This window comes from Pseudomonas sp. SORGH_AS_0199 (assembly GCF_031453735.1).
In the GTDB taxonomy this organism is placed as follows: Bacteria; Pseudomonadota; Gammaproteobacteria; order Pseudomonadales; family Pseudomonadaceae; genus Chryseomonas; species Chryseomonas aestiva.
The window spans coordinates 419,832-443,341 of record NZ_JAVJAE010000001.1; the positions used below are offsets into that span (position 1 = coordinate 419,832).

Annotated in this window: 26 protein-coding genes and 1 pseudogene; 19 read left to right on the forward strand and 8 right to left on the reverse strand. The window is 62.7% G+C overall.

The features are described 5' to 3' along the window. Positions 1-7: 7 nt before the first annotated feature. Positions 8-730 (forward strand): DUF4400 domain-containing protein, encoded by a 723-nt coding sequence (locus QE444_RS01960; RefSeq protein WP_309737254.1) that lies wholly within the window; start codon positions 8-10, stop codon positions 728-730. A gap of 259 nt (positions 731-989) precedes the next feature. Here the strand turns inward: QE444_RS01960 and QE444_RS01965 are convergent, their stop codons facing one another. Continuing rightward, complete coding sequence (locus tag QE444_RS01965) at positions 990-1,433, reverse strand: Rrf2 family transcriptional regulator (protein WP_309737255.1); 444 nt, start codon at positions 1,431-1,433, stop codon at positions 990-992. Positions 1,434-1,551: 118 nt separating this feature from the next. Here QE444_RS01965 and QE444_RS01970 point away from each other — a divergent pair, with 118 nt between their 5' ends. Beyond that, entirely contained in the window at positions 1,552-2,439 is an 888-nt protein-coding gene (locus QE444_RS01970; RefSeq protein WP_309737256.1) for an NAD(P)/FAD-dependent oxidoreductase, read from the forward strand. Between the two features lie 134 nt (positions 2,440-2,573). Here the strand turns inward: QE444_RS01970 and QE444_RS01975 are convergent, their stop codons facing one another. Continuing rightward, positions 2,574-2,831: a hypothetical protein gene (locus tag QE444_RS01975; protein WP_309737257.1), complete on the reverse strand. Its 258-nt coding sequence runs from the start codon at positions 2,829-2,831 to the stop codon at positions 2,574-2,576. A gap of 1,322 nt (positions 2,832-4,153) precedes the next feature. Between QE444_RS01975 and QE444_RS01980 the strand changes: the two genes are divergently transcribed. From QE444_RS01980 to QE444_RS02020, 10 genes and pseudogenes are all read left to right on the forward strand, one after another. Continuing rightward, complete coding sequence (locus tag QE444_RS01980) at positions 4,154-4,513, forward strand: RAQPRD family integrative conjugative element protein (RefSeq protein ID WP_309737258.1); 360 nt, start codon at positions 4,154-4,156, stop codon at positions 4,511-4,513. Further along, entirely contained in the window at positions 4,510-4,749 is a 240-nt protein-coding gene (locus QE444_RS01985; protein WP_007160000.1) for a TIGR03758 family integrating conjugative element protein, read from the forward strand. Before QE444_RS01980 ends, QE444_RS01985 begins: the two co-directional genes overlap by 4 nt. A 12-nt stretch (positions 4,750-4,761) precedes the next feature. Beyond that, positions 4,762-5,133, forward strand: coding sequence for a TIGR03745 family integrating conjugative element membrane protein (locus QE444_RS01990; protein WP_374941196.1), 372 nt, complete (start codon positions 4,762-4,764; stop codon positions 5,131-5,133). 21 nt (positions 5,134-5,154) lie between these two features. Next, a pseudogene (locus QE444_RS23465) lies at positions 5,155-5,263 on the forward strand (DUF3487 family protein); the annotation flags it as partial. Next, the gene (locus QE444_RS01995) at positions 5,236-5,574 is read left to right on the forward strand and encodes a TIGR03750 family conjugal transfer protein (protein WP_405046454.1); all 339 of its coding nucleotides are present in this window, start codon (positions 5,236-5,238) and stop codon (positions 5,572-5,574) included. The pseudogene QE444_RS23465 and the gene QE444_RS01995, both read left to right, overlap by 28 nt. After that, a complete protein-coding gene (locus QE444_RS02000) occupies positions 5,571-6,239 on the forward strand; it encodes a PFL_4703 family integrating conjugative element protein (RefSeq protein ID WP_309737260.1) in 669 nt (222 codons plus the stop codon). Before QE444_RS01995 ends, QE444_RS02000 begins: the two co-directional genes overlap by 4 nt. Next, positions 6,236-7,126 carry a TIGR03749 family integrating conjugative element protein gene (locus QE444_RS02005; RefSeq protein WP_309737261.1) on the forward strand — a complete coding sequence of 297 codons (891 nt, stop codon included), beginning with the start codon at positions 6,236-6,238 and terminating at the stop codon, positions 7,124-7,126. The genes QE444_RS02000 and QE444_RS02005 overlap by 4 nt, the downstream gene beginning before the upstream one ends. Continuing rightward, the gene (locus QE444_RS02010) at positions 7,113-8,507 is read left to right on the forward strand and encodes a TIGR03752 family integrating conjugative element protein (protein WP_309737262.1); all 1,395 of its coding nucleotides are present in this window, start codon (positions 7,113-7,115) and stop codon (positions 8,505-8,507) included. The genes QE444_RS02005 and QE444_RS02010 overlap by 14 nt, the downstream gene beginning before the upstream one ends. Next, entirely contained in the window at positions 8,488-8,916 is a 429-nt protein-coding gene (locus QE444_RS02015; protein WP_133860114.1) for a TIGR03751 family conjugal transfer lipoprotein, read from the forward strand. The genes QE444_RS02010 and QE444_RS02015 overlap by 20 nt, the downstream gene beginning before the upstream one ends. Next, positions 8,916-11,765, forward strand: a complete 2,850-nt coding sequence (locus tag QE444_RS02020; RefSeq protein WP_309737263.1) for a conjugative transfer ATPase — start codon at positions 8,916-8,918, stop codon at positions 11,763-11,765. Before QE444_RS02015 ends, QE444_RS02020 begins: the two co-directional genes overlap by 1 nt. Before the next feature lie 287 nt (positions 11,766-12,052). Here QE444_RS02020 and QE444_RS02025 read toward each other — a convergent pair whose 3' ends face one another. After that, positions 12,053-12,556: an RES family NAD+ phosphorylase gene (locus QE444_RS02025; protein WP_133860116.1), complete on the reverse strand. Its 504-nt coding sequence runs from the start codon at positions 12,554-12,556 to the stop codon at positions 12,053-12,055. Next, positions 12,553-13,023 (reverse strand): antitoxin Xre/MbcA/ParS toxin-binding domain-containing protein, encoded by a 471-nt coding sequence (locus QE444_RS02030; RefSeq protein ID WP_166655875.1) that lies wholly within the window; start codon positions 13,021-13,023, stop codon positions 12,553-12,555. The genes QE444_RS02025 and QE444_RS02030 overlap by 4 nt, the downstream gene beginning before the upstream one ends. Before the next feature lie 333 nt (positions 13,024-13,356). On the opposite strand from QE444_RS02030, the gene QE444_RS02035 reads away from it, so the two are divergent. The 6 genes from QE444_RS02035 (at position 13,357) to QE444_RS02060 (ending at position 18,807) form a co-directional block, all read left to right on the forward strand. Then, positions 13,357-13,779: a TIGR03757 family integrating conjugative element protein gene (locus QE444_RS02035; RefSeq protein ID WP_133860118.1), complete on the forward strand. Its 423-nt coding sequence runs from the start codon at positions 13,357-13,359 to the stop codon at positions 13,777-13,779. Continuing rightward, entirely contained in the window at positions 13,776-14,711 is a 936-nt protein-coding gene (locus QE444_RS02040) for a TIGR03756 family integrating conjugative element protein (RefSeq protein WP_133860119.1), read from the forward strand. Before QE444_RS02035 ends, QE444_RS02040 begins: the two co-directional genes overlap by 4 nt. A 20-nt stretch (positions 14,712-14,731) precedes the next feature. Continuing rightward, positions 14,732-16,120 carry an integrating conjugative element protein gene (locus QE444_RS02045; RefSeq protein ID WP_405046398.1) on the forward strand — a complete coding sequence of 463 codons (1,389 nt, stop codon included), beginning with the start codon at positions 14,732-14,734 and terminating at the stop codon, positions 16,118-16,120. A 155-nt stretch (positions 16,121-16,275) separates the two neighbouring features. Beyond that, positions 16,276-16,461 (forward strand): hypothetical protein, encoded by a 186-nt coding sequence (locus QE444_RS02050; RefSeq protein WP_309737264.1) that lies wholly within the window; start codon positions 16,276-16,278, stop codon positions 16,459-16,461. Positions 16,462-16,476: 15 nt separating this feature from the next. Then, complete coding sequence (locus tag QE444_RS02055; RefSeq protein ID WP_309737266.1) at positions 16,477-17,994, forward strand: conjugal transfer protein TraG N-terminal domain-containing protein; 1,518 nt, start codon at positions 16,477-16,479, stop codon at positions 17,992-17,994. Between the two features lie 153 nt (positions 17,995-18,147). After that, complete coding sequence (locus QE444_RS02060; RefSeq protein ID WP_309737267.1) at positions 18,148-18,807, forward strand: TraI domain-containing protein; 660 nt, start codon at positions 18,148-18,150, stop codon at positions 18,805-18,807. Positions 18,808-19,014: 207 nt separating this feature from the next. Here QE444_RS02060 and QE444_RS02065 read toward each other — a convergent pair whose 3' ends face one another. From QE444_RS02065 to QE444_RS02080, 4 genes are all read right to left on the reverse strand, one after another. Further along, complete coding sequence (locus tag QE444_RS02065) at positions 19,015-19,464, reverse strand: Lrp/AsnC family transcriptional regulator (protein WP_280307753.1); 450 nt, start codon at positions 19,462-19,464, stop codon at positions 19,015-19,017. A 61-nt stretch (positions 19,465-19,525) separates the two neighbouring features. Further along, positions 19,526-20,857 carry a VOC family protein gene (locus QE444_RS02070; RefSeq protein ID WP_309737268.1) on the reverse strand — a complete coding sequence of 444 codons (1,332 nt, stop codon included), beginning with the start codon at positions 20,855-20,857 and terminating at the stop codon, positions 19,526-19,528. A gap of 108 nt (positions 20,858-20,965) precedes the next feature. Further along, a complete protein-coding gene (locus QE444_RS02075; RefSeq protein ID WP_208693436.1) occupies positions 20,966-21,214 on the reverse strand; it encodes a hypothetical protein in 249 nt (82 codons plus the stop codon). A 70-nt stretch (positions 21,215-21,284) separates the two neighbouring features. Further along, entirely contained in the window at positions 21,285-21,485 is a 201-nt protein-coding gene (locus QE444_RS02080) for a hypothetical protein (RefSeq protein WP_187980662.1), read from the reverse strand. A gap of 199 nt (positions 21,486-21,684) precedes the next feature. Between QE444_RS02080 and QE444_RS02085 the strand changes: the two genes are divergently transcribed. Then, complete coding sequence (locus QE444_RS02085; RefSeq protein ID WP_133860335.1) at positions 21,685-23,499, forward strand: ATP-binding protein; 1,815 nt, start codon at positions 21,685-21,687, stop codon at positions 23,497-23,499. The last annotated feature ends 11 nt before the right edge of the window (positions 23,500-23,510 follow it).

A 23,510-nucleotide genomic window follows, 5' to 3' on the forward strand; every position in this document is an offset into this window, starting at 1 on the left:
TCTGCTCATGAATAATGCCGTAGACACCCGGCCGCGTCGTTACGGAGGGTTTACGCAGCTTCTGTTACTGCCCTTTACGGTCCTGGGCCTGCTGTGCGCCGCGCTGCTCCTTCGGCTTTTACTGGAAGGCGTTGGCATGCTGTTCGTTTGGCCGGATAACCGCGATCTGCACGCGCAGATCCTTTACGATCAGGATCGACGCGATCTCACCCGCACGCCTTGGCCGGATCGATGGCAGTCGATTTCCCGTACGTGGCTAAATACCAAACGCTCAGTGCAGCTCATGGCGCTATCCAACCTGTGGATTGAGCTACAAGGCAGGCTTTCAACTGTATCCAGCATCCTTGGCCACAAGACGCCGCGTTTGCCTTGGGCAAAAGAACGTTCGGGGCTAAAAGAGGCTTTATCTGCAGCTCGGCACAGCGCGCTGAGCGTTGGCATACGAAGCCTACTGCTGCTTCAGGCGCTGCCTTTGCTGATACTGAGCGTGCTCGTTGGTATCGTAGACGGCTTGGTCCAACGGCACGTGCGCCGCTTGAACGTACTACGTGAATCGGGCTATCTCCATCACCGCGCGAAGGCCCTCTTCGTTCCACTGACACTGCTGCCAGGGTTCATGTACCTGGTACTGCCCATCAGCCTGTCTATTGCCAGCTTTGCGATTGTGAGTGCGATCCTGTCAGGCCTGATGGCCGCAATCGCCATTGGGACCTTCAAGAAGCATCTCTGACGAACAGCTTCGGCTATTCCATCTAGCAAGACATCTAGGGCAGTGATCGCCAGCCAGGCTACGACACGTTTCACGTGGAACCCTGCACTGTTTATTGATCGTGCGAGCCCAGATATAACCCTTAGCAGTTTTCCAGCTGTTCGCTCTTCGAGCCAAGCACGATAAACCACCCAATGAGCGGTCCTTTTACTTCATCACCTTAGGGATGGAAGCTGCTTCCAGACAGGGCTTAGGGATCAGCCTGAATCGCGTGAAGACGTTACGCTCTGGTCGTTTCGAGCAGCTCAGCGCGCTGTTCGAAATCATCCGCTAGCTGCTGCAGCGTGATACTTCGCAGGCGCGTCAGCAGCAAAGCCTGCGCGGCATCGAATGCCTCGGTCAGCGCATTGTTTACGGCTCGCTCAACCAGACATTCAGGATGATCGGTCGCCAAACCTATGGCGAAAATCGACGACGACCCGAGCGCCTGATGGATATCTAGCAGTGTGATCTCTGCAAGGGGCTTTGCCAGCATCCACCCTCCCCGATGACCCTTTTCAGAACGAACGTACCCCTGCTCCTTGAGCAGGGCCATCGTCCTGCGCACTACTACCGGATTGGTACTCAGCATCTGAGCCAAGGTGTCAGACGTCGCAGGCTGTTCATGGCGAGCCATGTGAATCAGCGTATGCAGCATCCGCGATAGGCGCGTGTCATTTCTCATAGCTCAAAAGCCTCATTCAAGCCAACCAGCATCTCCCGACACAGGAAAAGTTACAAGACCTAGACTTTCGCTCATCATGTAACTTATGTTGTTTCCTGAAATTCAAGAGGGAAATTCCATGATCTACGATGTGATCGTTGTAGGGGGTAGCTACGCCGGTGTGTCCGCTGCCATGCAACTGGCTAGGGCGCGCCGTTCTGTATTAGTGATTGATGCTGCGCAACGCCGTAATCGATTTGCTGCCATGTCTCATGGGGTCCTGGGGCAAGACGGCATCAGCCCAGATGCAATTGCTGACCAAGCGCGTCGGCAACTACTCGCCTACCCATCCGTCACCTGGCATGACGCGTCTGCGGTTGCAGCAGAGAAACAGGCCGATGTGATCTCTATCGCTACAAGCGATGGCCTCACCTTCAATGCCCGTCGGCTGATTCTGGCTTCCGGCGTCACCGATGAGCTGCCAGATATTCCTGGCTTGGCTGAGCGCTGGGGGCGACAGGTCTTCCACTGCCCTTACTGCCATGGGTATGAGCTGGACAAAGGAAACATCGGTGTCTTGGCCAGCTCACCACTCGCTATCCATCAGGCCCTGATGCTGCCTGATTGGGGACCAACAACCTTGTTCCTCAACGGCGCCTTCCAGCCCGATGCAGAGCAAAGCGAGAAGCTTGCACAGCGTGGCGTTTCGCTCGAGCAAGATCAGGTTGTTTCTATTGGTGGGGAGCGGTTGGAAGTGACACTGGCCAGTGGTCATGTGATTACGCTTGCAGGACTGTTCGTCCAACCACGCACGCATCTGAACAACCCCCTGATCAAGCAGCTGGGCCTTGCCGTTGAAAGCGGTCCCTTGGGCGACTTCCTCACAGTAGATCAGATGCGGGAAACCAGCGTGGCAGGCGTGTTCGCTTGTGGAGATGCGGCAGTGGCTGCCGGTAACGTGGCGATCGCGGTCGGCGACGGTGCTCGCACAGGTGGCGCAGCTCACCAGTCGTTGATCTTTCGCTGAGTGAAACAACTTCAGGCCGCCGGCTTTCTACTAAAGCGCTAGCGGGTATTAACCTGTCTTCTTAGCAAAGACAGTAGCGCACCTGCCAGCGCTACCTTATCTGACAGGTGCAGCGTCATCGCTTAAGAGCGTTGTTAATGTCGAGCTTCTGTCAGGGCTCGGCGATAGAGCACGACAACGTCGTCAAGCAGGTCGCGCATCATCGATGCGAGCAACTGCTGGCGAAGCTCTCCGTTTTCTACCGACTCAGACGCCAACTGATCTAGCAGATCGTTCAGCACTGACACGTGCAACTCCGCTTCGGCTTCCGGCGTATCTGACTCGAAGTCTGGCTGGCGCGCCCGAAGCAGAGGCGTTGGAAAAGGAACAATGGTGCTGGTGCGACTAGTCATGGCACACCTCCGTGCGAGAGGTAAAACACGTAGTTGGATGTGCCAGGCGGCGCCCGAGCTTAAAAGGAGGACGAGGCATTCTACTTATGCTCCCTGGTTTGATTAAGGAGCTGCCACCATCCGTTCTGACGCAGAAGTGGTGGCAGACCGTACGGGGGTCAGAAACCGGAAACCAAGGGAACCGGCCAGGCAATAGCCTGCCCCGCACGGCCTGCCATAGAAAAGCGGAACGGATCAAACGACCCATATTCGCCTGGCTATGACGCTGCCGCGCCCTGGTTTAACGGGTTCTGACGCCCGGTCGTGGGATTGACCACGACAGCCAAAATCTAACGCTCGATGCACCTAGTTGCAACCGACAAGCCACTTCGCCGGCTGTGTGCAAAGTACCTGAGAAGATGGCTCTACCCTCCAGGCTTACCTGGTTGCTCAACGGCTGGAGCAGACCCGGCGAAATGAGCACAAACGCAACGCTGAATTGATCGTCTCTGGTGGGTAAGACGAGCGCACCTGTCAGTCCTAAACGCCCAACAGGTGCAACGTCTTCACCTGAGGCTGTTGCTAGTGTCTTGCTTCTGTCAGAGCTCGGCGGTAGAGCACGACAACATCGTTAAGCAACTCTCGCATCATCGACGCAAGCAGTTGCTGACGAAGTTCTCCGTTCTCTACCGACTCAGACGCCAACTGATCTAGCAGATCGTTCAGCACTGAAATATGCAACTCAGCTTCGGCTTCCGGTGTATCTGGCTGGAAGTCGGGCTGGCGCGCTCGGAGCGAAGGCGTTGGAAAAGGGACTATGGTGCTAGTGCGACTAGTCATGGCACACCTCCATGCGAGAGGTAAGACACGTAGTCGGATGTGCCAGGTGGAGCCCGGGCTTAAAAGGCAGTCGGTGCATTCGGCATGCTCCTCGGACAGGTTGAAGAGCCACTCATACCGTTTCGACTCGGCAAGGGTGGCGAACCGTACGGGGGTCGAAATACCGGCGTCCGAGGGAACCGGCCAGGCAAAAGCCTGCCCCGCACGGTCCGCCATAGAATCGCAGTGTTCGATGCATCGCAAAGACCACTACGCTATGGCGCCTTTCCGCGCCCTCAGACAACTCGGGTTTCGACTCCCGGTCGTGGGATTGACCACGACAGTCAAAATCTAACGTCCGTGGTTATCGGTTGCAACTAACAAACCGGCTGGCATGCGCTCCGCTTTCTCGGTGAGGCCGCCGTCCACAGAAAACCGGGTACGCGCTGAATCGGATTTTCTGCAGCGTGACGCTCCCGTAAACGGCACCTTCGCGCCATCGAATCGCTCAGGACGCGAGCAAGATGGCAACGCGCAAAGGCTCTGCCCTACTTCACTGGCCACTCCTCCTCACATCGCTCTCGGTTGCCCTAAGTGCCCCCCAAGCACAGGCGGGCGACAGTGACGCTGAACGTGAGCAGCTAGCTGCCGTCATCCGGCAATTGACGATCACTGAACACCTGGCCGTTCAGACCGCTGCGCACGCAGCCCCTGCAGGCACCCGCTACCACTTCGACTATGCCCGCCTGCAGCAAGACCTGCAGCGCATCCGCCAGGGCATCCAACACTACCTGACACCGTCCCGTGCCCAGCCCAGGGATCTGCAGCCGCTGGCAGGTGACTACGCCCGCGAGGTCGATTCACATGAGGCGTCCTCGCCATGACCCTCTCCGCCGCACAGAGCGCAGCCTTTCAGGCCAGCGGTGGCTTCACCCCTGCCGCCGTCTCCACGGTGGTGCTGAGCCTGGTCTTTGCCGTCTTTCAGCTCTGGGGCGTGTGGGCCCTGCGCACGGCCTTCGTGAGCTGGGCCGAACACCGCATGACCCAACGCCAGCTGCTGGGCGTCGCGGTGCGTTTTTTCTTCCTGTACCTGGCCCTGATTTTTCTACTGCTCTCCTGACCCATGGAGGACCTGAACGTGTCTACGTCGTTGTTGCGTACCTGCCCTCGCCATCTTGCTCAACCCCTGACGGCCGTCAGCGGTATCGGGTTGATTGAAGGAGCCCACGCCGCTGGCCTGCCCAAGATGGAAGCGCCCACCCGGGGGCAGGGCACCGGCATCCTGCAAACCCTGCAGAACTATGGCTACGACATCGTCATGCTGGTCGCTCTGCTGGTTGTGGCGTCCATGTTTATCGGCGTGTGCTACCACGCCTATACCCGCTACTCCGAGATCCATACCGGCCGCGCCACCTGGGGGCAATTTGGTCTCACCGTAGCCGTAGGCGCCATGCTGTTGGTCGTGGGGATCTGGCTGCTGACCACCGCCATCGGTGTGCTCTGACACGCGGAGCTACCCCTCACCATGGAGACCGTACGCGCCGAAGACGGCCAGGTTCTGTTCCTGCCCCACCGACTCAATCGCCAACCGGCCGTTGTTCGAGGGCTGACCGCGGACGAGCTCTGGTTTGCCTCCACCCTGTTTGCGTTGATCGGGCTAGGGCTGAGTCTGCCGCTTGCGGTTGTGGTTGGGCAGCTGGCGGTGTTGCCCACCGGCATCCTCATCACCCTGGCGGTTGGGCTCTACCTGAGCAGCGGATTGCTGCAGACCCTCAAGCGCGGACGACCTGACACCTGGCTGCATCGGCACCTGCAATGGCAGGTAGCAACCCGCCTACCCCTCCTGGCCGCCTGGGTCGGCGGACAGGCGTTGATTCTGCGCTCAGGCACCTGGAGCACACGACGTTCCCGGGCGGTCCTGCGTGAAGGGGAGCGCTGGTCATGAGCCGCTTTCGCCACGAAATCGTGCATCTGCAGGCGCACATACGCACCCTTCGCCTGGCCGCCGGTGCCCTGGCCCTACTGGCATTGCTACTGGGCCTTGGCTGGTGGAGCGCACCGCGAGATTTGACCATCCACATCCCGCCTGACCTGCGTTCAGGCAGCACGCGAAGTTGGTGGGACGTACCGCCCGAAAACGTCTATGCCTTCGCCTTCTACATCTGGCAGCAGCTACAACGCTGGCCCAGCGATGGCGAGGCGGATTACCCGCGCAACCTCAAAACCCTCTCGGCCTACCTCACGCCCGCCTGCCAGGCCTTCCTCGAGCAGGACTATCAGCGTCGCCGCGCCAACGGCGAGCTGCGGTTACGCGTCCGGGGCGTCTACGAGATCCCAGGGCGCGGCTACGGCGAGGATCCCGCGCGCCGGGTCAAGGTGATCTCGGCTCGCGACTGGATCGTCACGCTGGATCTGACGGCGGACGAGTACTACAGCAGCGAGCAGATCAAGCGGGCGCTGGTGCGCTATCAGCTCAAGGTCGTACGGCTGGATCAAGATCCAGAGCACAACCCGTTCGGCCTTGCGCTGGACTGCTATGCCCAGCCGCCACAACGCATCGACACCCATCCGGACCTGATGCCTGCTCAAGCCCCAGGAGCCGCCACATGACTCGTCAGCCCCTATCCCTGCTCGCCGCGCTGTTCCTTGGGCTCGGTGTGGCAGCACCCGGTCATGCCACACAGATCCTGCACTGGAAACGCCTGCCTCTCGCAGTGCCGCTCACGGTAGGCCAGGAACGTGTCGTGTTCCTTGACCGCAAGGTGCGCGTTGGCGTCCCTACAGCCCTGAGTGATCGCTTGCGTATCCAAAGCACCGGCGGCGCGCTTTACCTGCGCGCCAGCACCGTGGTTCCGCCCACGCGGCTGCAGGTACAGGATGTGCAAACGGGCATGATCATCCTGCTCGACGTCGCCGCGGAGCCGGCAAAATCGGGGCAACCAGCGGCGGAGCCGATTCGCATCGTCCTGGATGCGCCAGACGAAGAGTTACCGCCCGCGCCGAATACACCTGAAGCCGGTACTGCTCAGAGCGTTCCGGACGCGGCCCTGGCGATGACCCTGACCCGCTATGCCGCGCAGCGTCTCTATGCACCCTTACGCACCCTTGAGCCGGTCGAGGGCATTCGCTCCGTCGCGGTGGAGAAAGCGCTGCCGCTGGACAGCCTGTTGCCGGGGCTACTGGTTAGGGCACACGCCCTTGCCGTCTGGCAACTGCAGCACCTGCGAGTCACCGCAGTTCGCCTGAGCAATCAAAGCGCACGTCCTATCGCGTTGGTACCCGAGGCACTACAGGGCGACTTTGTGGCCGCCACCTTCCAGCACCCCGACCTTGGCCCGTCCGGTCAGGCTACCGATACCACAGTGGTTTATCTCGTCACTCGCCACCAGGGACTGCGGGGCGCCTTGCTCCCCAGGATCACGCCCTTCCCAGACGTCACACCTCGCCCTCCTGTCTTGCCCGCGCTGCGCCACGGTAATGTCGATGAAGATCAGTAGCCTACTCAAATGGGCAGCCATTCCCCTGGCCGGAATGATGACTGCTATCGGCCTTACGCGATGCACCGGGTCATCCAGTACGTCTGATGTTGACCCCGAAACCGCTCATGCGCTGACCCGCGAGGAACGCGCCGCCCTGGGGATTGAAGGTGACTCCCCTCGGGATACCGTCGCGACCCTGGTGGCGCAGGTCAAGCAGCTGCGTCAGGAACTGGAGACTGCGACGCGCGATGTGCAGCACTCGCGTCAGGCGTCCGGCCGTCCTGAGGATGCAACCGCGCTGGTCGATCAGCGAATCGAACACGCCCTGCAGGCTGAGCGGGCGCAGCGGCAGCAGGCTCAGGAGCAGCTGGCGCGTGAACGGCAGCAGACCGAACGATTGCTCAACGACGTCAAGCAGCGCCTGCATTCCCCCGCACAGGACGATGCCACGGAGCTGCCGGTAGGGCTCGGCCTGGAACCCACCCAAGAAGCGGCGACTGAGGTGCCACTGCGCTGGATTGAGCCGAGCGATGTGCCGCCTGACGCTGCGTCCAGCAAGAGCCAGGCGCGGCCACTGCAACTGGGATTAGCCCCTGAGTCGCCACCTGGCCCAGCCCCTGACGACCGAATGAGCCACACACCTGATGCTCCGGCCAAACCGGTCTATACCTTGCCGGCCAATGCCACCCTGGTGGGCTCGGTCGCCATGACGGCCCTGATCGGCCGCGTCCCCGTCGACGGCACGGTGAATGACCCCTACCCCTTCAAGGTGCTGATCGGCCCGGACAACCTGACCGCCAACGGCATCGAATTACCCGACGTGGCCGGCGCCGTGGTTAGCGGAACGGCCTCCGGTGACTGGACTCTGTCCTGCGTCCGCGGACAGATCCGCAGCCTGACCTTTGTCTTTACCGACGGCACGATCCGCACCCTACCTGACGATGACCCGCCCAGCGGCCAGGCCCGACGCGGTGAGTCAGCGGACAACGCCTTGGGCTGGATCAGCGATGACCAGGGCATTCCCTGCGTAGCGGGGGAGCCGCGTAGCAATGCGGCCCAGTACCTGGGCTCGCAAGCCTTGATCACCGCCGCAGGTGCTGGCGCGGCATCGCTCCTGTCAGCCGACAAGGGCACGCATGCCGTCTTCAGCGGCGCCGGCACGTTCGGCACCACCAGCACGTCCGGACAGGGGGCGCTCAACCAAATCCTGGCCAGCGGTATGCAGGACCTGTCGCAGTGGGTCAATCGGTTCTATGGCCAAGCCTTCGCGGCGGTGTACGTGAAACCCGGCGCCCAGGTTGCGGTTCACCTGGAGCGGCCCGTCACGCTGGATTACGCCCCCCAGGGGCGACGCGTTCATCACCTGACAGGAGGCTTCCATGCAGCGCCCTTGGACTGACGTGACTTTCGCGCTTGCCACTCCGCTGCTGGCCCTAGCGCTGGCAGGCTGCGCCAGCAAGGACACGCTACTGCCGCCCGGTGATCACACCATGCTCGACCTCTGGCGTACCCACACGAGCAGTGTCCAGGGCGCCGAGGTTCGCCTGAACGAGGCCCGGCAGCAGGTGCGTCGTCCGTTGTCCGTCGGAGATGAGCACCCCTCCAGCAGCATGCGTGGGGACGTCCGTCAGCGCGCTCAGGCCCTCAACCAGCAATTTCCCCGCCTGCCCAACCCTGACCTGGTGATGTATGTCTTCCCGCATTTGGCCGGCGAGGAGTCGGTTCCGGTACCAGGCTACAGCACAGTATTTCCGCTCTATCGACACGTACCCTACGCCCTGCCCGGTGAGCGAGTGGAGGACTACTGATGCGCAGCGCTTGGCTCCGCTGGCCGCGCCTGCGCCAGACGACACCGGATCCTCAGTCATCGGATGCCTGGCAGGCCCATGTCATGCGGCTAGCCAAGCACGGGCTGGCCGCCCCGGGCGCCTGCCTGGACCCGTCCAAACGCCGGCCTGCCACCCAAGCGGATCAGGACAGGCTGTACGCCCAGGCGCCCTCGTTCGTCGATCTTTTGCCGTGGGTGGAATACCTGCCTGACGCGCAGTGCATGCTCTTGGACGATGGACGCTCGGTGGCGGCCTTCTTCGAGTTGCAACCACTGGCGACAGAAGGACGCGAGCCTGACTGGTTCGCGCAAGCGCGCGACGCCGTAGAAACCGCCCTGCAGGAAACACTTGATGAGCACGACGAGAGCCCCTGGGTCGTACAGTTCTATGCACAGGACGAGCCCACCTTCGAGGCCTACCTCAACACACTGTCCGACTACGTCCGCCCTCTCGCGCGTCACAGCGTCTTCACGGACTACTACCTGCGCCTGACCACCCGCTACCTGCAGGCGGTCAGCACGCCTGGCGGACTGTTCGACGACACCACCGTGACCCAGTTGCCCTGGCGTGGGCAGCACCGACGTACCCGGATGGTCGTCTACCGGCGCCTTCCCGCCACCGCGCGCCGCAGCTCTGTGTCAGCGCCTGAGCAGGATCTGAATGCAACCTGCGACCGCCTTACTGCGGCGCTTGCCAGCGCGGGTGTGTCCAGCACACGCCTGGACGCTGCCGCCATCCATGACTGGCTGCTGCGCTGGTTCAATCCCGATCCCACTCACCTGGGCCATACCGACGCCGATAAGGCACGCTTCTACGCCCTGACCCGCTATCCGGACACGACACCACCCGACGCCCTGGAATTGGCCAGCGGGACCGATTTTGCGCAACGCCTTTTCTTCACGCCACCTCGCTCAGACCGAACCACCGGGGTGTGGTACTTCGACGATCAACCTCATCGCGTTCTGGTGGTTGATCGACTGCGTCAGCCTCCGGAAGCAGGCCACCTGAGCGGTGAGATGCGGCATGGTGAGGCCCTCAATGCGGTAATGGATCAGCTGCCAGAGGGCACAGTGATGTGCCTGACGGTGGTCGCAACGCCACAGGATGGATTAGAAGCGCAGCTCAATACGCTGGCACGCAAGGCCGTGGGCGACACTTTGGCCTCCCTGCACACCCGCCAGGACGTCGAGCAGGCCCGCGCCCTGATTGGCGGACAGCACAAGCTGTATCGAGGAGCGTTGGCGTTCTATGTGCGCGCACCGGCGATGGAGAGTCTGCGCCAACGCTGCCACACACTTAACAACGTGCTGCTGACGGCAGGCCTGCAGGTGGTACGCGAAGACGCGGAGGTGGCGCCGCTTAACAGCTACCTTCGTTGGTTACCCGCAGTCTTTGATCCTGCGGCCGACCGCCGGCATTGGTATACCCAGTTGATGTTCGTGCAGCACACCGTGAACCTGGCACCGGTTTGGGGCCGTAGTACTGGAACGGGTCATCCCGGCATCACTTTCTTCAATCGAGGTGGGGGTCTGGTGACCTTCGATCCGCTGAGCCGCCTTGATCGCCAGATGAACGCCCACCTGTTTCTGTTCGGCCCAACCGGGTCGGGCAAGAGCGCGACCTTGAACTACCTGCTGCAGCAGGTGACCGCGCTGTACCGACCTCGATTATTCATCGTCGAGGCCGGTAACTCCTTTGGGCTGTTTGCCGACTTCGCCGCCCGCCTGGGGTTATCCGTTCACCGCGTAACCCTCACACCGGGCAGTGGCATCAGCCTGGCCCCCTTCGCCGATGCCTGGCGGCTGGTCACACCGACCTCCCCCAAAGCGCTCGACAATGCAGAGGGTGAGCAATCGGAGGCGTCGGATGAGCAGCGTGATGTCCTGGGCGAACTGGAGATCATTGCGCGCCTGATGATCACCGGCGGAGATCCACGCGAGGACGCACGCATGACCCGCTCAGACCGAAGCCTGCTGCGTCAGTGCCTATTGGCGACCGCCGAACGTTGTGTAGCGCAGGGACAGCCCGTGCTGACCCGCGATCTCTGCGCCACGTTACGCGAGCAGGCGCGCGACTACGCCCTTCCCGAACCTCGACGCGCCCGCCTCTTGGACATGGCCGAAGCCATGAGCCTGTTTTGTCAGGGCAGCGACGGCGAACTCTTTGATCGCCCTGGCACGCCGTGGCCTGAGGCTGACATCACCCTGGTGGATCTGGCGACCTTTGCCCGGGAGGGCTATGGCGCGCAGCTTGCCGTGGCCTACGTCAGCCTCATCACCGCCGTAAACAACCTGGCTGAGCGCGATCAGTTCCTGGGGCGTCCCTTGATCAACGTCACCGACGAAGGACACATCATCACCAAGAACCCACTGCTGGCACCCTATGTGGTCAAGATTACCAAGATGTGGCGAAAGCTCGGCGCCTGGTTCTGGCTGGCCACTCAGAATCTGGACGACTTGCCAGCAGCGGCCGAACCCATGCTCAACATGATCGAGTGGTGGATCTGCCTGTCGATGCCGCCCGATGAGGTCGAGAAGATCGCCCGCTTCCGCGAGCTGACGCCGGCACAGAAGGCCTTGATGCGCTCTGCGCGCAAGGAGGCGGGCAAGTTTAGCGAAGGGGTCATCCTGTCCAAGTCGATGGAAACGCTCTTTCGCGTGGTACCGCCTAGCCTCGTTCTGGCCTTGGCCATGACCGACCCGGAAGAAAAAGCTGAGCGCTACCGCTATATGCAGGACGGGCTCAGCGAGTTGGACGCAGCGTTCAAAATGGCAGAGGCGCTTGACCAGCAGCGTGGCATTACCACGGCCCTCCTTGACCCTCCTTGACCGCCGCCTAACTGAACAAGCGGCCGCTCAGGCAGACCTGTCGCTCATTATCCGCAGGGATGATCAGTCGCCGCACTGCCATAGGCTTTATAGAAAACGCATATCCTAATCTGCATGCTCCACCCAAGCGTAGCCAAATCGATTTATCCAAGCGAGGCGGTAATTTACCGTCAGCAGGAGCGGTGCTTCACATCCGTAAGGCTGGTTTCACGCTGGAAAATCCACCCGAAAGCATGCGAAACGCAAATCAGAGTTATGGGTTTGCGTTAGCAACGCTTTTGATCTTTCTACTCTTCGCTCACTTTTTTAAGCAATCTCGTATCGAGGCCAAACCGCTCCTGGCTTTCCAACCGGTATGAGCCTTCTGCCAAATCGCAGCTCATGAGCAGATTCCACGAGTGTCGAAATACCGTGGAGGGAATGAGGACAAACGGATGCTTATCTAACAGGTTGTCCCCGAACTGACACTGATTCGGGGAAGGCCGGGCACCTGTTAACCAATTGGGGTTAGGAACGTCCTCGGGTTGCACGACCTTGATCAGGTCTGGATCAAGCACAGTGAAGCAAGTCAGCACATGCGGGACGATGTCCAGCAGGTCAAACCCGGTGTGGACCGCGACTTCCAAGATCGCGGTAGCAGGATCCGCAGCCGCGTACACAACGTGGCGCCCCGGCGGATTCCATCGGCCACCCACCTTATGAGCTCCGATTCCTTTGTCCCATGTGTCCGCAAACTCAGCACGGTCGAGGCGCCAGGCATGCCACGCTCCCGACCAAGGCAAAGCATTCACTGATAGACCCCGTACTTAATCCGCTCTAGATAATCTTCGACCGCCTGAAACCCCATCGGGTTATGGATGACATCTAAAGGAATGTCTCCGTCGAGATACTTACAGGGCCGACTCAACCACTGCTCTGCAAGCTGCTGGTCACCGAACACATTGATCGCGTCCTCTAGCACCTTGGCGTACTGGAACGCGACAGCGCTTTGAAGAGCATCCAACCTTTCGGAACGGCCTGCGCTGTTCTGGCGTTGCAGCGTACGGATCGATTTGCCAATGATGCGGCTGGTGATCTTTTTGTGCGCCAGAGGCTGATATGCCGAAATCAATGCATCTACGTCGTGACGGTGAAAGCCCTCTGTAGTGCGTTTGTAGATGTCGTAATCACTAAGCTGGCCAGCATCAACATGGATGAGAAACCATGTCGGCTTGGCTAGGTTGTAGTCTTTGGTCGACCGGCTGGTGACAGTAGTCATGACAAAACCCTCTAGCGTCATTTGGCGTATACATTACTGCCATTTGGCGCATAATGCACTATACCTACGAGCGATTGCGCGCTGGCCTGGCGCTCATTTCAGCCTTACAACGCAGCATGGGGCAGTGAGGTCCAGACCCGCTGCCAGTTGAATTTTCGTTGAGCGTCGATCACTGCAGCTCACAAAGGGTGTTCTCCGGTGCTGGCCGCATGCGCGCTCAAGCAAAAACGTCGTTAAAAATCCGGTAAGGCCCGCTTCCCTATTCTTTCTGGTACTCGGCTTCGTCGTCTTTTGAACTAGGCATATCCCCTGTGCCTGGAGACGACTGCCGCCATGCCCCATCGTAATGCCCGGTATCGCCCTACTTGCCTGGGGCCCTTGGTCCTGGGGCTAGCCTGCCTTCGCGCAGAGGCTGTGGACGTTGTGGCCTATACGGACCGCCACCATCCACTTACTCAGACTCAGGGTGCCCGTGTCGTTCTGCTCGACGAGGCCTCGTGGCTGCAAGAAGCGCTTTCTCGAGACCTACCACCCGACCTTGCGACTGCTGAACAACGGGTTCGCCATCGCCTGGAACAGACGCCGGTCCTCACCCTGCAACTGACCCATGCCTACCAAGATCTCCTACAGGCCTGGCATCTGGGGCTTACCCACCTACCGGCGGTAGTGGTTGATCACCGCTACGTCGTCTATGGCGATACGAACGTGGCCCGGGCCGTGGCACGCATCGAACGCCAGCTGGGCCGCCGGCCATGAAGCGCTCTGCTCGCCTGCGTCCTTTGCTGCTGGCCGGCACCCTTGCCAGCACGACCGCGGCTTTGGCGCTGGATACCCCGGCGATCGTAGCTTCGGTGGCCTCACCCGACTGCCTGCAGTACCGCGTTGTCGGCATCTGTTACTGGCTTTACTGCACCTTAAGCGGCTGTAGCGTCCGCACCTCGCTCAAGGTCAGGCATTACGTTCCGGACGCCGTCGTTGCCAGCTATTCGAACACCGGTGAAAACCCGTGGCAGGCCCTGCGTGCACTGAGTCCGGCGACTGCCATGGCACGCTCAGGCGGCGCAGGAACCAGCGCCGAGGTGCATGAAAACAACCTTGCCCTATTCAAGAATGCGGATGTGATCGGTCATCCCGGCGCTGCCGCCCTGGGTCAGTATGCCGGCCAGTTTGGCTACACCTGCGGTGGCGCCGGGACACCGTTCAAACCCTATTTGCTCAGCACCCTCGATACCCTGGCCTGGCGATATGGCATACCCGAGCGCGCCTATCCTGAAGCGGTGTCACCCGGCCTACGGGAGATTGGCACCCGCGCGCAAGCCAACCTCTGGAGCACCGTCTATCCCCGGACCGGCTTTGTGCATCAAGCCGATGACTACAAGGGCGCTGCCGTCATTGCCCAGCGCGCAGGCGATATCGTCACACGCGAGGGACAGCCCCACGTCTACCAGCCGCTGCGGGCGCAGCCGCAACCGGGTTACTGGCCCGCCGGCCCGCTCAAAGAGGGCGATGCCCAAACCGGTAGGTGGCAGCCCTTGGCGCCTCGGCTTTCGTCCACCTGCGTGGTGTTCCCACATGACCAAGCAGGGCCACAGGCCATGCAGGGCGACTACGCCTGGGCGTTGTGGCGCCCCTATGCCTGCTGTGAGCGCCAGGGCCAGGTGCTACTGGGCAGCCAGGACTTTATGTAGCGATCTCAGCAGGTATCTCCATGACCCCTCCTCATCGAATGGGCCTCTGGCGGGCCCTGCACCTCGCCGCAGGCATGCTGCTGCTCACCAGCAGTGGCGCGCAATCACTCCGCCTGGACAGCACAGGCATCAACCTTAGCGGTCCGGTCTTCAGTGACGAGGTGTTCTACAGCATTGGCGGCGGCCGGGCGGTGTCCATGAGCCCGGCGGGCAACATGGAGAGCTTGGGTGTGGGCGTTGGCTGGAACAGCAACCTGGTCTGTGGCGACATGAGCCTGTCGACCACGGTGCAAAATCAGCTCAATGGCGTCACCAACGGCTTTCACAGCCTGATGAACAACGTCATCCAGAACGCCACCAGTGCAGTGGCCTCACTGCCCGCGCTCATCATCCAACGGGCAGATCCTGCCCTGTATAACCTCCTCACCAACGGCATCCTGCAGGCGCGCCTGGACTTTGATCGCTCCAAGGCCAGTTGCCGCGCCCTGGCCGGTCGCATGGCAGATCTCGCAGGCGGAAGCGCCGGATGGGATCAGCTAGCCGAAGGCATGGCGCTCAAGCAAACCCTTGCCAGTCGCGACGGAGTGTCCGCGGTCGAGCAGGCTGAAACGCGCGGGGGTCAGCAGGGCGTGCCGTGGGTGGCCGGCGCGCCAGCAGGAGGACGTGATCAGCCCCCAATTCGCCTGATCAGCGATGTGACCCGGGCAGGCTACAACCTGCTCAACGGGCGAAGTGCTCAAGAGACCACCGACCTGGACCCCGCGCAGTGCCACGACCGGTTGATCTGTCAGGTCTGGCCGTCGCCCCACGCCGCGACAGCCTGGGCCAATCGAGTCTTAGGAGAGCGCGAACTTAGAACCTGTACGCAGTGCACCAAGACCCAAACCACACCCGGCGTAGGCCTGACGCCGCTGATCCAGGAGGAGTACGACAAGGTCCTGCGCGCGCTGCGCGACCTCGTGGCAGGCACCACGCCCACCACCTCCGAGCAGCTTGCCGCTGCGGGTAGCCGCGCATTGCCCGTCACCCGAGGTGTCATCGAGGCCTTACGCGATGAGCCGGACCGAGATGTACTAAGCGAGCGTCTTGCCTCCGAGGTGGCCTTGTCACGCGTCGTGGAGCAAGCGCTGTTGCTCCAGCGGTTGCTGCTGACCGGTCTCAAGGAGCCCAACGTCGCCGCAAATGAGATCGCCACGCGCACCCTTCGTACCGAGCAGGAAACCCTGACCCAGGAGGTCGGTAACCTGAAGACCGAGCTGGAGCTGCGCAGGACGCTGACGACCAATGCGGCGTCGCGTGTGGTCGATCGCCAACGCGAACGCGCCGCTCGCTCAAGCGGCATCTTCCAGGGTGATGCCGCGCCCCGCCGCCTGGATGTGATTCAGGCCCCTCAGGAGGATGCGCCATGAGGCAACTTATTTGGCGTGCGGTCCGCAAACAATGCCTGCGGCGTCGCTCACTGGCCGCGCTGGTGCTCCTGGTGGTGCTCCTCCTGGCACCGCAATTCGGCCAACCTTCCCTAGACCGACTACAGGTCTGGACCGCTTGGGTGGAGGCGCACGCGATGCTCCTGTTGTTGTGGCGGCTGTGCCTGTATGGCCTCACGGTGTGGGGCTGGTATGGGCTGCACCAACGGGGACGCGCCCGCGAAGGGTCATCACGCGGCGTGATACGTCTGTACCTGCTGGAAGGCCTGGCCCTGTCGACACTGGCGGTTGCGGAATGGCGCCTTTGGGCCCACGCCGTGTAGTGAGGACACCTTGTCATGACGCTCTACACCACGGACTACCTTGAGTACTACCTCACCCTGGTCGGCTGGCTTATCCATAACGGCATCTGGAATCTCTTGCTGGCCAGCGGTCTCTTTGCGCTGCCCTTTCTGCTGATCGTGGCCCAGGAATGGCTACACGCTCGTACAGTCAGTGCGGATGAAAGCCAGCAGAGCCTACTGTCCAGCCGGCGCATCGAAAGCCGCATGCTCCTGGCGATCGGCATCATCGCCTTTGCAGCGATTCCCATGATCCCGGTATCGCTGAACACCCTTCAGTTTGATACGACCCGATCCCGCCAATGCCAAGTCGATGTTGCGGCCCCTGCCAAGACCGGCTGGGCCCTGAGCTATACCCAGCTCAATGGACAGCAGGCCCTGATACCGGTCTGGTGGTTCTTTGTGCACGCGCTGTCAAAGGCTGTGACCGGTGCGGCCATCGCGGCCATTCCCTGCGGCACGGACTTGCGACAGATCCGTATGGAGCTCGATGCCACACGCATTGCCGATCCACTGCTCGCACAGGAAGTAGCCGACTTCACCCTTGAGTGCTACGGCCCTTCGCGCGCCCGGCTGTTCATGCAGCGCCCTGGCCTGGCTGCGGATCAGCGTTATGACGTTACCTGGATCGGCTCTCGCTACTTTCTCAACTCACCCGGCTTTTATGACATCGACCGGGCGCGTACCCCACGCGCCGCCTGGCCTTACGAAGCGACGCGTGATGCAGGCCTGGCACCGGGTCCCAACGGCGCAGGCTATCCAACCTGTCGCCAATGGTGGTCCGATCCAGGACGGGGGCTGCGCGAGCGATTGCTGACACAGGTTGATGCCGGCCTGCTGAACCGTCTGGCGCAGTGGGCAGGCTTTGTCTCCCGGCAGACCGTAGACGATGCGGTCATACGCGCTGTCGTCGCGCCGCGCCAGCAGAAGCTGAATCAGGGTCAGGTCTACACCGACTATGGCGGCCAGGTGGATATGTCGCTGCCTAACATGGCCGCCCGTTTGGCCGGAGACATGGGATTGGCCTTGGGATCCCTGGGGTTCTTTCCCGCTATGGACGTCGTGCGTCAGGCACTGCCGATGGTGCTGTCGCTGCTAAAAATGGCGCTGGTGATTGGCCTTCCCTTGCTGCTGGTCATAGGCACCTACGACCTCAAGACCACGCTGACGCTCAGCACCGTGCAGTTCGCGCTCTTCTTCGTGGAGTTCTGGTTTCAGTTGGCCCGTTGGCTCGACAGCACCATCCTGGATGCCCTCTATGGTTGGGGCTTTGGCGCCGGACGTCCCTACCGCAACTTCGATCCGCTGATTGGCCTGAACAACGCCTTCGGTGACCTGTTGTTGAATTTCGTCATGGCCACGATGTTTATCGCCTTTCCAACGTTCTGGATAACGGCTCTGACCTGGGCAGGCCTACGGGCCGGTGCGGCCCTTCAGGCACTGGCGAGCGGTACCCAGGATGCGCGCCGCGCTGGCGCCAGAGGGACGGACGCCGTTCGGCAGGGGATGCGCTGATGGCCATTGGACCTGCCACTACGTCACACAGACTCCGCAAGTAAGCGGCTCAGATCTATTACACCCCAGGAGCGCTCACCATGTTTATGCGTTGGCGTCGCCACTTCCATGCGGCCGTATCGTCGGCCTCTAATACTTCAGCCTTAGCGAGTAATGGCTTGCATCACCCTCTACCCGGCGCGCGAATTACTGGAGCGCCCCGAACGCCAGACGTTGATGGACCAGATCTGGCAGCGAACCGCCGTATCCCGTGAGCAATTTGATCGCTTGTACCGGACGCCACTGCAGCGCTACGCCGAGTTGGTCCAGGCCTTTCCGGTATCCCTGGACGGGCCGTACCGCTATGCAGGCGGCATGCTCGACCACGCCCTGCAACGGGTCTGCTATGCGCTGCGTCTGCGTCAGGCTTGCCTGCTACCAATCGGTGCGCCGCCCGAGGAGCAGGCAGCGCAAGCTGAAGCCTGGACGGCGGGCGTTGCCTATGCAGCGCTCCTGCAGGACCTTGGCAAGCTGGTGGTCGATCTGTGCGTGGAACAGGACGACGGTTCACTGTGGTACCCCTGGCAAGGTCCGCTGCGTCGGCCTTACTGCTACCACTACCTGCCTGAACAGCCTTATCGCCTTCACAGCGCTGCCACTGCCCTGATGTACAGCCACGTCCTGGATGCAGACCTGCTCGCCTGGCTCCGTGGCTATGAGACGCTGTGGACGAACCTGCTTTTCATGATTAGCGGTCAGGAAGCGCAGGCCGGGATCCTGGGCGACCTGACCTTCCAGGCCTCCCAAGCGGTCATGGACCAAGCCACCTGTTGAATCGGACGCTAATTGGCGCGCAAGCTTCACGATTCGGACAGGTGGCCTTGGGCACCATAATCTAGCGTTCACTGGGCGCTAGATGCCTACAGGAAAAACACCGCAGATACCAGCAGTGAACTGTCGTAGTACACCTAAATGAGCTGACACCAAACCAGACCGTCCGCGAACTACCGATATCATTCCCACCTGATTATGAAAAGGTCGTTAAGTGCCACTGCGCCGGTCGATCTTCCGATTCAGGATGATCGACGTCTGGGTCTGCTTGACCCCCTCCAGATTACCGATGCGGTCGAGCAGTTCGTCGAGTTTTTCGTGGGTGGTGCAGCGCAGGAAGGCCAGGTAGTCGAACTGGCCGCTGACCGAGGAGACTTCCTCGACCTCGACCATCTTTTCCAGGGCGCGGATGACGCCGGCGGTGCTGCGCGGCAGGACGCTGATGGCGCAGTAGGCGCGCACGGCGGCCTGTTCCAGTTCGGAGCCCAGGCGCAGGCCGTAGCCCTGGATGATGCCATCGCGCTCCAGGCGCGCCAGGCGGGTGACCACGGTGGTGCGCGCCAGGCCCAGCTGGCGGGCCAGGGTGGCGTTGGAGGCGCGGGCGTTCTGCTGCAGCAGGTGGATAAGCTGCCAGTCGGTCGGATCAAGTTTGGTGAACATCGTGGCTGCCTGCCGGGGGCGGGCGTCGGGGCCGGGGGCCGCCGACGCGGGAGCCGTCATTCTAGGCGGGGCGGCCGAGGGCAGCCAGGGCGGTGTCCAGGGATTCCTGCTGCTGGCGTTCGTACAGCGCCATCTCGTCGAGCACCGGCGCACCCAGGGCGGCTTCGAAGGCGGCGCGATTGCCGCCGCTCTGGTACTCCTGCTGGCTGCCGGCCCCCAGGTTGGACTGGAAGATGCCCGCGGCGCTGACGGGCAGGAAGTCTTCGTAGGTGATGGGATCGGCGAGGAGCTGGCCGGCGGCGATCAGGGCCTCGGGATCGCGGCTATCGCTAGCCGCTTGGCTGCCGGCCACGGCGCGATAGCGGAACCAGGCCAGGCCCTGGCGGCGCAGCTCGTCCCAGTTGTCGGGCAGCGCCTGGAACACCTCGGCCAAGACCGTTGCGTAGTCACTGCCGGCCACCTTGCTGCGCTGGCGGACCTCCTGCAGCAGTTCATCGTAGCGCTGGCGACCGGCCGGGGTGAGGGCGATGCCGCGCTGCTCGATCTCGCCGAAGCGCGCCGTGTGCGAACCCTGGACCTCGCCCTGGAACAGGATGGGTTCTTCCAGCGCCTTGAAGCTGGTCTGGCGCAGCAGGATGGGGCACTGGCGGCGGGGCGGGCCTTCGATGGTTTCCTTGGGTGCGATGCCACGGGCGGGCATCCGCGCCTGGACGGCGTCGATGTCGAGGGTTCGCGGGGTCAGGTGGTTGATGTGCGGGCCCTTGAAACAGACCACGTCGGCGATCAGTCGATGGGCGTCGTGCAGGCGCTGATAGAGGCTGGCGTCGACATTGGCCTCGCGGTGCCAGCGAAAGGTCTCCAGGGCTTCCTGGACAAAGGCATCGGCTTCGGCATCCGTGAGCCCGCCCTGGGCCTCGGCGCGCTCGATCAGCTCCAGCGCGCCCGGGGCGAAAATACGGCGCTCGTTCAGGACCCTTTCGGCCAGCTGGCGCAGCTCGGCGTCTTCGATCAGCTCCAGACGCAGCAGCGAGGTGAAGACGCGAAACGGATTGATCTGCAGGGCGGCCGGCTTGACCGGACGGAAGGCGGTGGAATGCACTGGCACCCCGGCCACGCTGAGGTCGTAGTAGCCGACCGGCCGCATGCCCATCACGGCGAACAGACGACGCAGGGTGGCCAGTTCGGCCGCGGTGCCGACGCGGATGGCACCGTGGCGCTCCAGGTCCAGGCGCTCCGCGGAGTCTCCGGCGAAGCCCGGTTGTCCGGCGTTCACCTCGGCGACCAGTTCCAGCAGGGTGCCGTACTGGGGCACCTCCTGGCGGTACATCGCCGACATGGCCTGGGAAAAGCGGGTGCGGATCAGATCCGGGGAAAGCAGCGACGCGGCGGTCATGGGAGCGGCTCCTGGCTCAGGCTAGAAGCCGATTTCGACATGCCCGCGCGGGCTGCTCAAGCGATCTTTGCTCATTGGATCATTCCCCGGGGGAATGGGCGGACTGCCCTAGTGATCCTTGTGCTGGGTCTTGGGCTTCTTCACATGATCGGCGCCGGTATTGCTGCCCGAACCGCCGCTGGAGCCGTTGTCGGCCGCGCCGACGCCGGTGCTGGGCGCTTTCTCCATGCCATGGGTGCTGGTGGGATCGGGCCGCGCGGGGGTGGCCGGGGGATTGGTCGGGCTGGTCTGGGCCAGGGCGGCGCCGGACAGGCCGAGGCCCAGGATCAGGGCGGGAAGCAGGGGAAGCGTGCGCATGGGAGGACTCCTCTGGACGGATTCACTCCCCTTTAGGCACCTCCCGCGCAGGGAGGTGCCGCACCGCGGATCAGCTACCGCTGGTGCTGGTCTTGTGGACCTTCTTGTGCGCCACCTTCTTGTGGTGGGTGGTGGCCTGCTTGCCGGTCTTGGCCGGGCTGCTGCTGGTCGCGGCAGGCGGCGTGGCCGGATCGGCGGGCGCCGTCTGGGCGAAGGCGGCAGAGGTGGCCAGCAGGCCGGCGAGGGTCAGGCAGAGGGTGGTGCTTTTCATGGAAGTCACTCCTTCGGTGGCTGATTGCAGGTTCAGTTAGCCGCCTTTCGCCCGGCAAATCCGTGTCCTCGTCCACAGCCGGGGCCATTGGTAACAAGATATTTCAATCGACTGCTAAGGCGTTAACAGTCTGACGACCTCTTCGCCAGGGTCCCGGCTTGGGCATAATGCCGGGACGCCCCCCTGATCGTAGCCGCGCATGCCCAAGAGTCCTCACCTTCCCAAGCGCCCCCGCTGGAGCAGCCTGCTGCTGCTGGCCCTGGGTCTGACGCTGCTGCTGATTCCGCTGCGCTATGCGGCCCAGCACTATTACGAGGCGCAACTGGGCGAGCAGAACGGCCAGACCCTGGATCTCTATGTCGCCAACCTGCTGGGCACGCTGCGGCGCTACGAGGTGCTGCCGGACCTGCTGGGCGATCTGCCGGTGCTGCGCCATGCCCTGGAAGGCCAGGGCGACAGCACGGCCCAGGACGCCGCCAGCCAGATGCTGGAAGACATCCGCCAGCGCACCGGGGCGGACGTCATCTACCTGATGCAGGACGACGGCACCTGCCTGGCCAGTTCCAACTATCGCCAGGCGGACAGCTTCGTCGGTCGCGACTTCTCCTTCCGGCCCTATTACAAGGCGGCCATGCAGGGCCAGCCGGGGCGCTTCTTCGGTCTTGGCACCACCTCCAGCAAGCGCGGCTACTATTTCGCCGCCGCCGTGCGCGATGGCACGCGGGCCATTGGCGTGGTGGTGGTCAAGGTCGACCTGGACAGCGCGGAAAAGCTCTGGGGCAATGCGCCCGAGCAACTGCTGGTCACCGACGACCTGGGCGTGGTCATCCTCACCTCCCATGACGCCTGGCGCTTTCGCGCCACCCATCCGCTGGACGAACGCCAGCGCGAGCAGGTCAATGCCAACCGGCCCTACCCCACCACCAATCCGGCGCCCCTGACCCTGGTGCCCGGCGACTGGCTGACCCAGACCCGCAATCTCGACGAGGTCGGCTGGAACGCGCAGATCCTGGCGCCGCGGGAGATGGTCGAGCGCCAGGTGCGCAGTGCCCTCTATGTCGGCGCGGCGACCCTGCTGGCGCTGCTGCTGTTGCTGGTGGTCATGACCCTGAGACGGCGCCACTTCATCGAGCGCCTGGCGCTGGATGCCCGGGCCAAGCGTGACCTGGAGCTGAACGTGGAGGAGCGCACCCGCGACCTGCAGACGCTCAACGCGCGGCTGCAGCAGGAGGTGCACGACCGCGAGCAGGCCCAGCGCGAACTCATGCGCGCCCAGGACGAAGCCGTGCAGGCCGGCAAGCTGTCGGCGCTGGGGACCATGTCGGCCAGCATCAGCCACGAACTCAACCAGCCGCTGGCGGCCATCCGCAGCTACACGGAAAACGCCGTCGTATTGCTCGACCACGATCGGCTGGACGATGCCCGCGGCAATCTCAAGCTGATCGGCGAGCTGACCACGCGGATGGCCAACATCATCGCCCACCTCAAGGCCTATGCCCGTGGCGCCCGCCGTGCGCCGGAGAGCGTGGTGCTGCAGGGCGCCCTGGAAGACGCCCTGGCGCTGGTCGCCGCGCGGCGCCGGGCCATGCAGGTGGAGCTGATTCGCGACCTGCCCGATGCGCCGCTGTGGGTGCAGGCCGGCGAAACCCGCCTGCGGCAGATCATCAGCAACCTGCTGAGCAATGCCCTCGACGCCCTCGCGGAAAAGACCAGCACCCGCCGGCTGTGGCTGACCACCAGCATCGACGAGCGCGGCGTGACCCTGATCCTGAGAGACAACGGTCCGGGCTTTTCCAGCGAGGCCCTGGCCCGCGCCCACGAACCCTTCTTCACCACCAAGGCCACCGCCCAGGGCCTCGGCCTGGGCCTGGCGATCTGCGATAACCTGTTGCGGACCCTCGGTGGCCACCTGCACCTGTCCAACCATGGCGACGGTGGCGCCGAGGTACGTCTCTATCTGCTGCACGGCAAGCCGGGGGTCGCCTCGGTGCCCCAGGAAGAAGTCCGCGGTTGACCGTCAGCCCT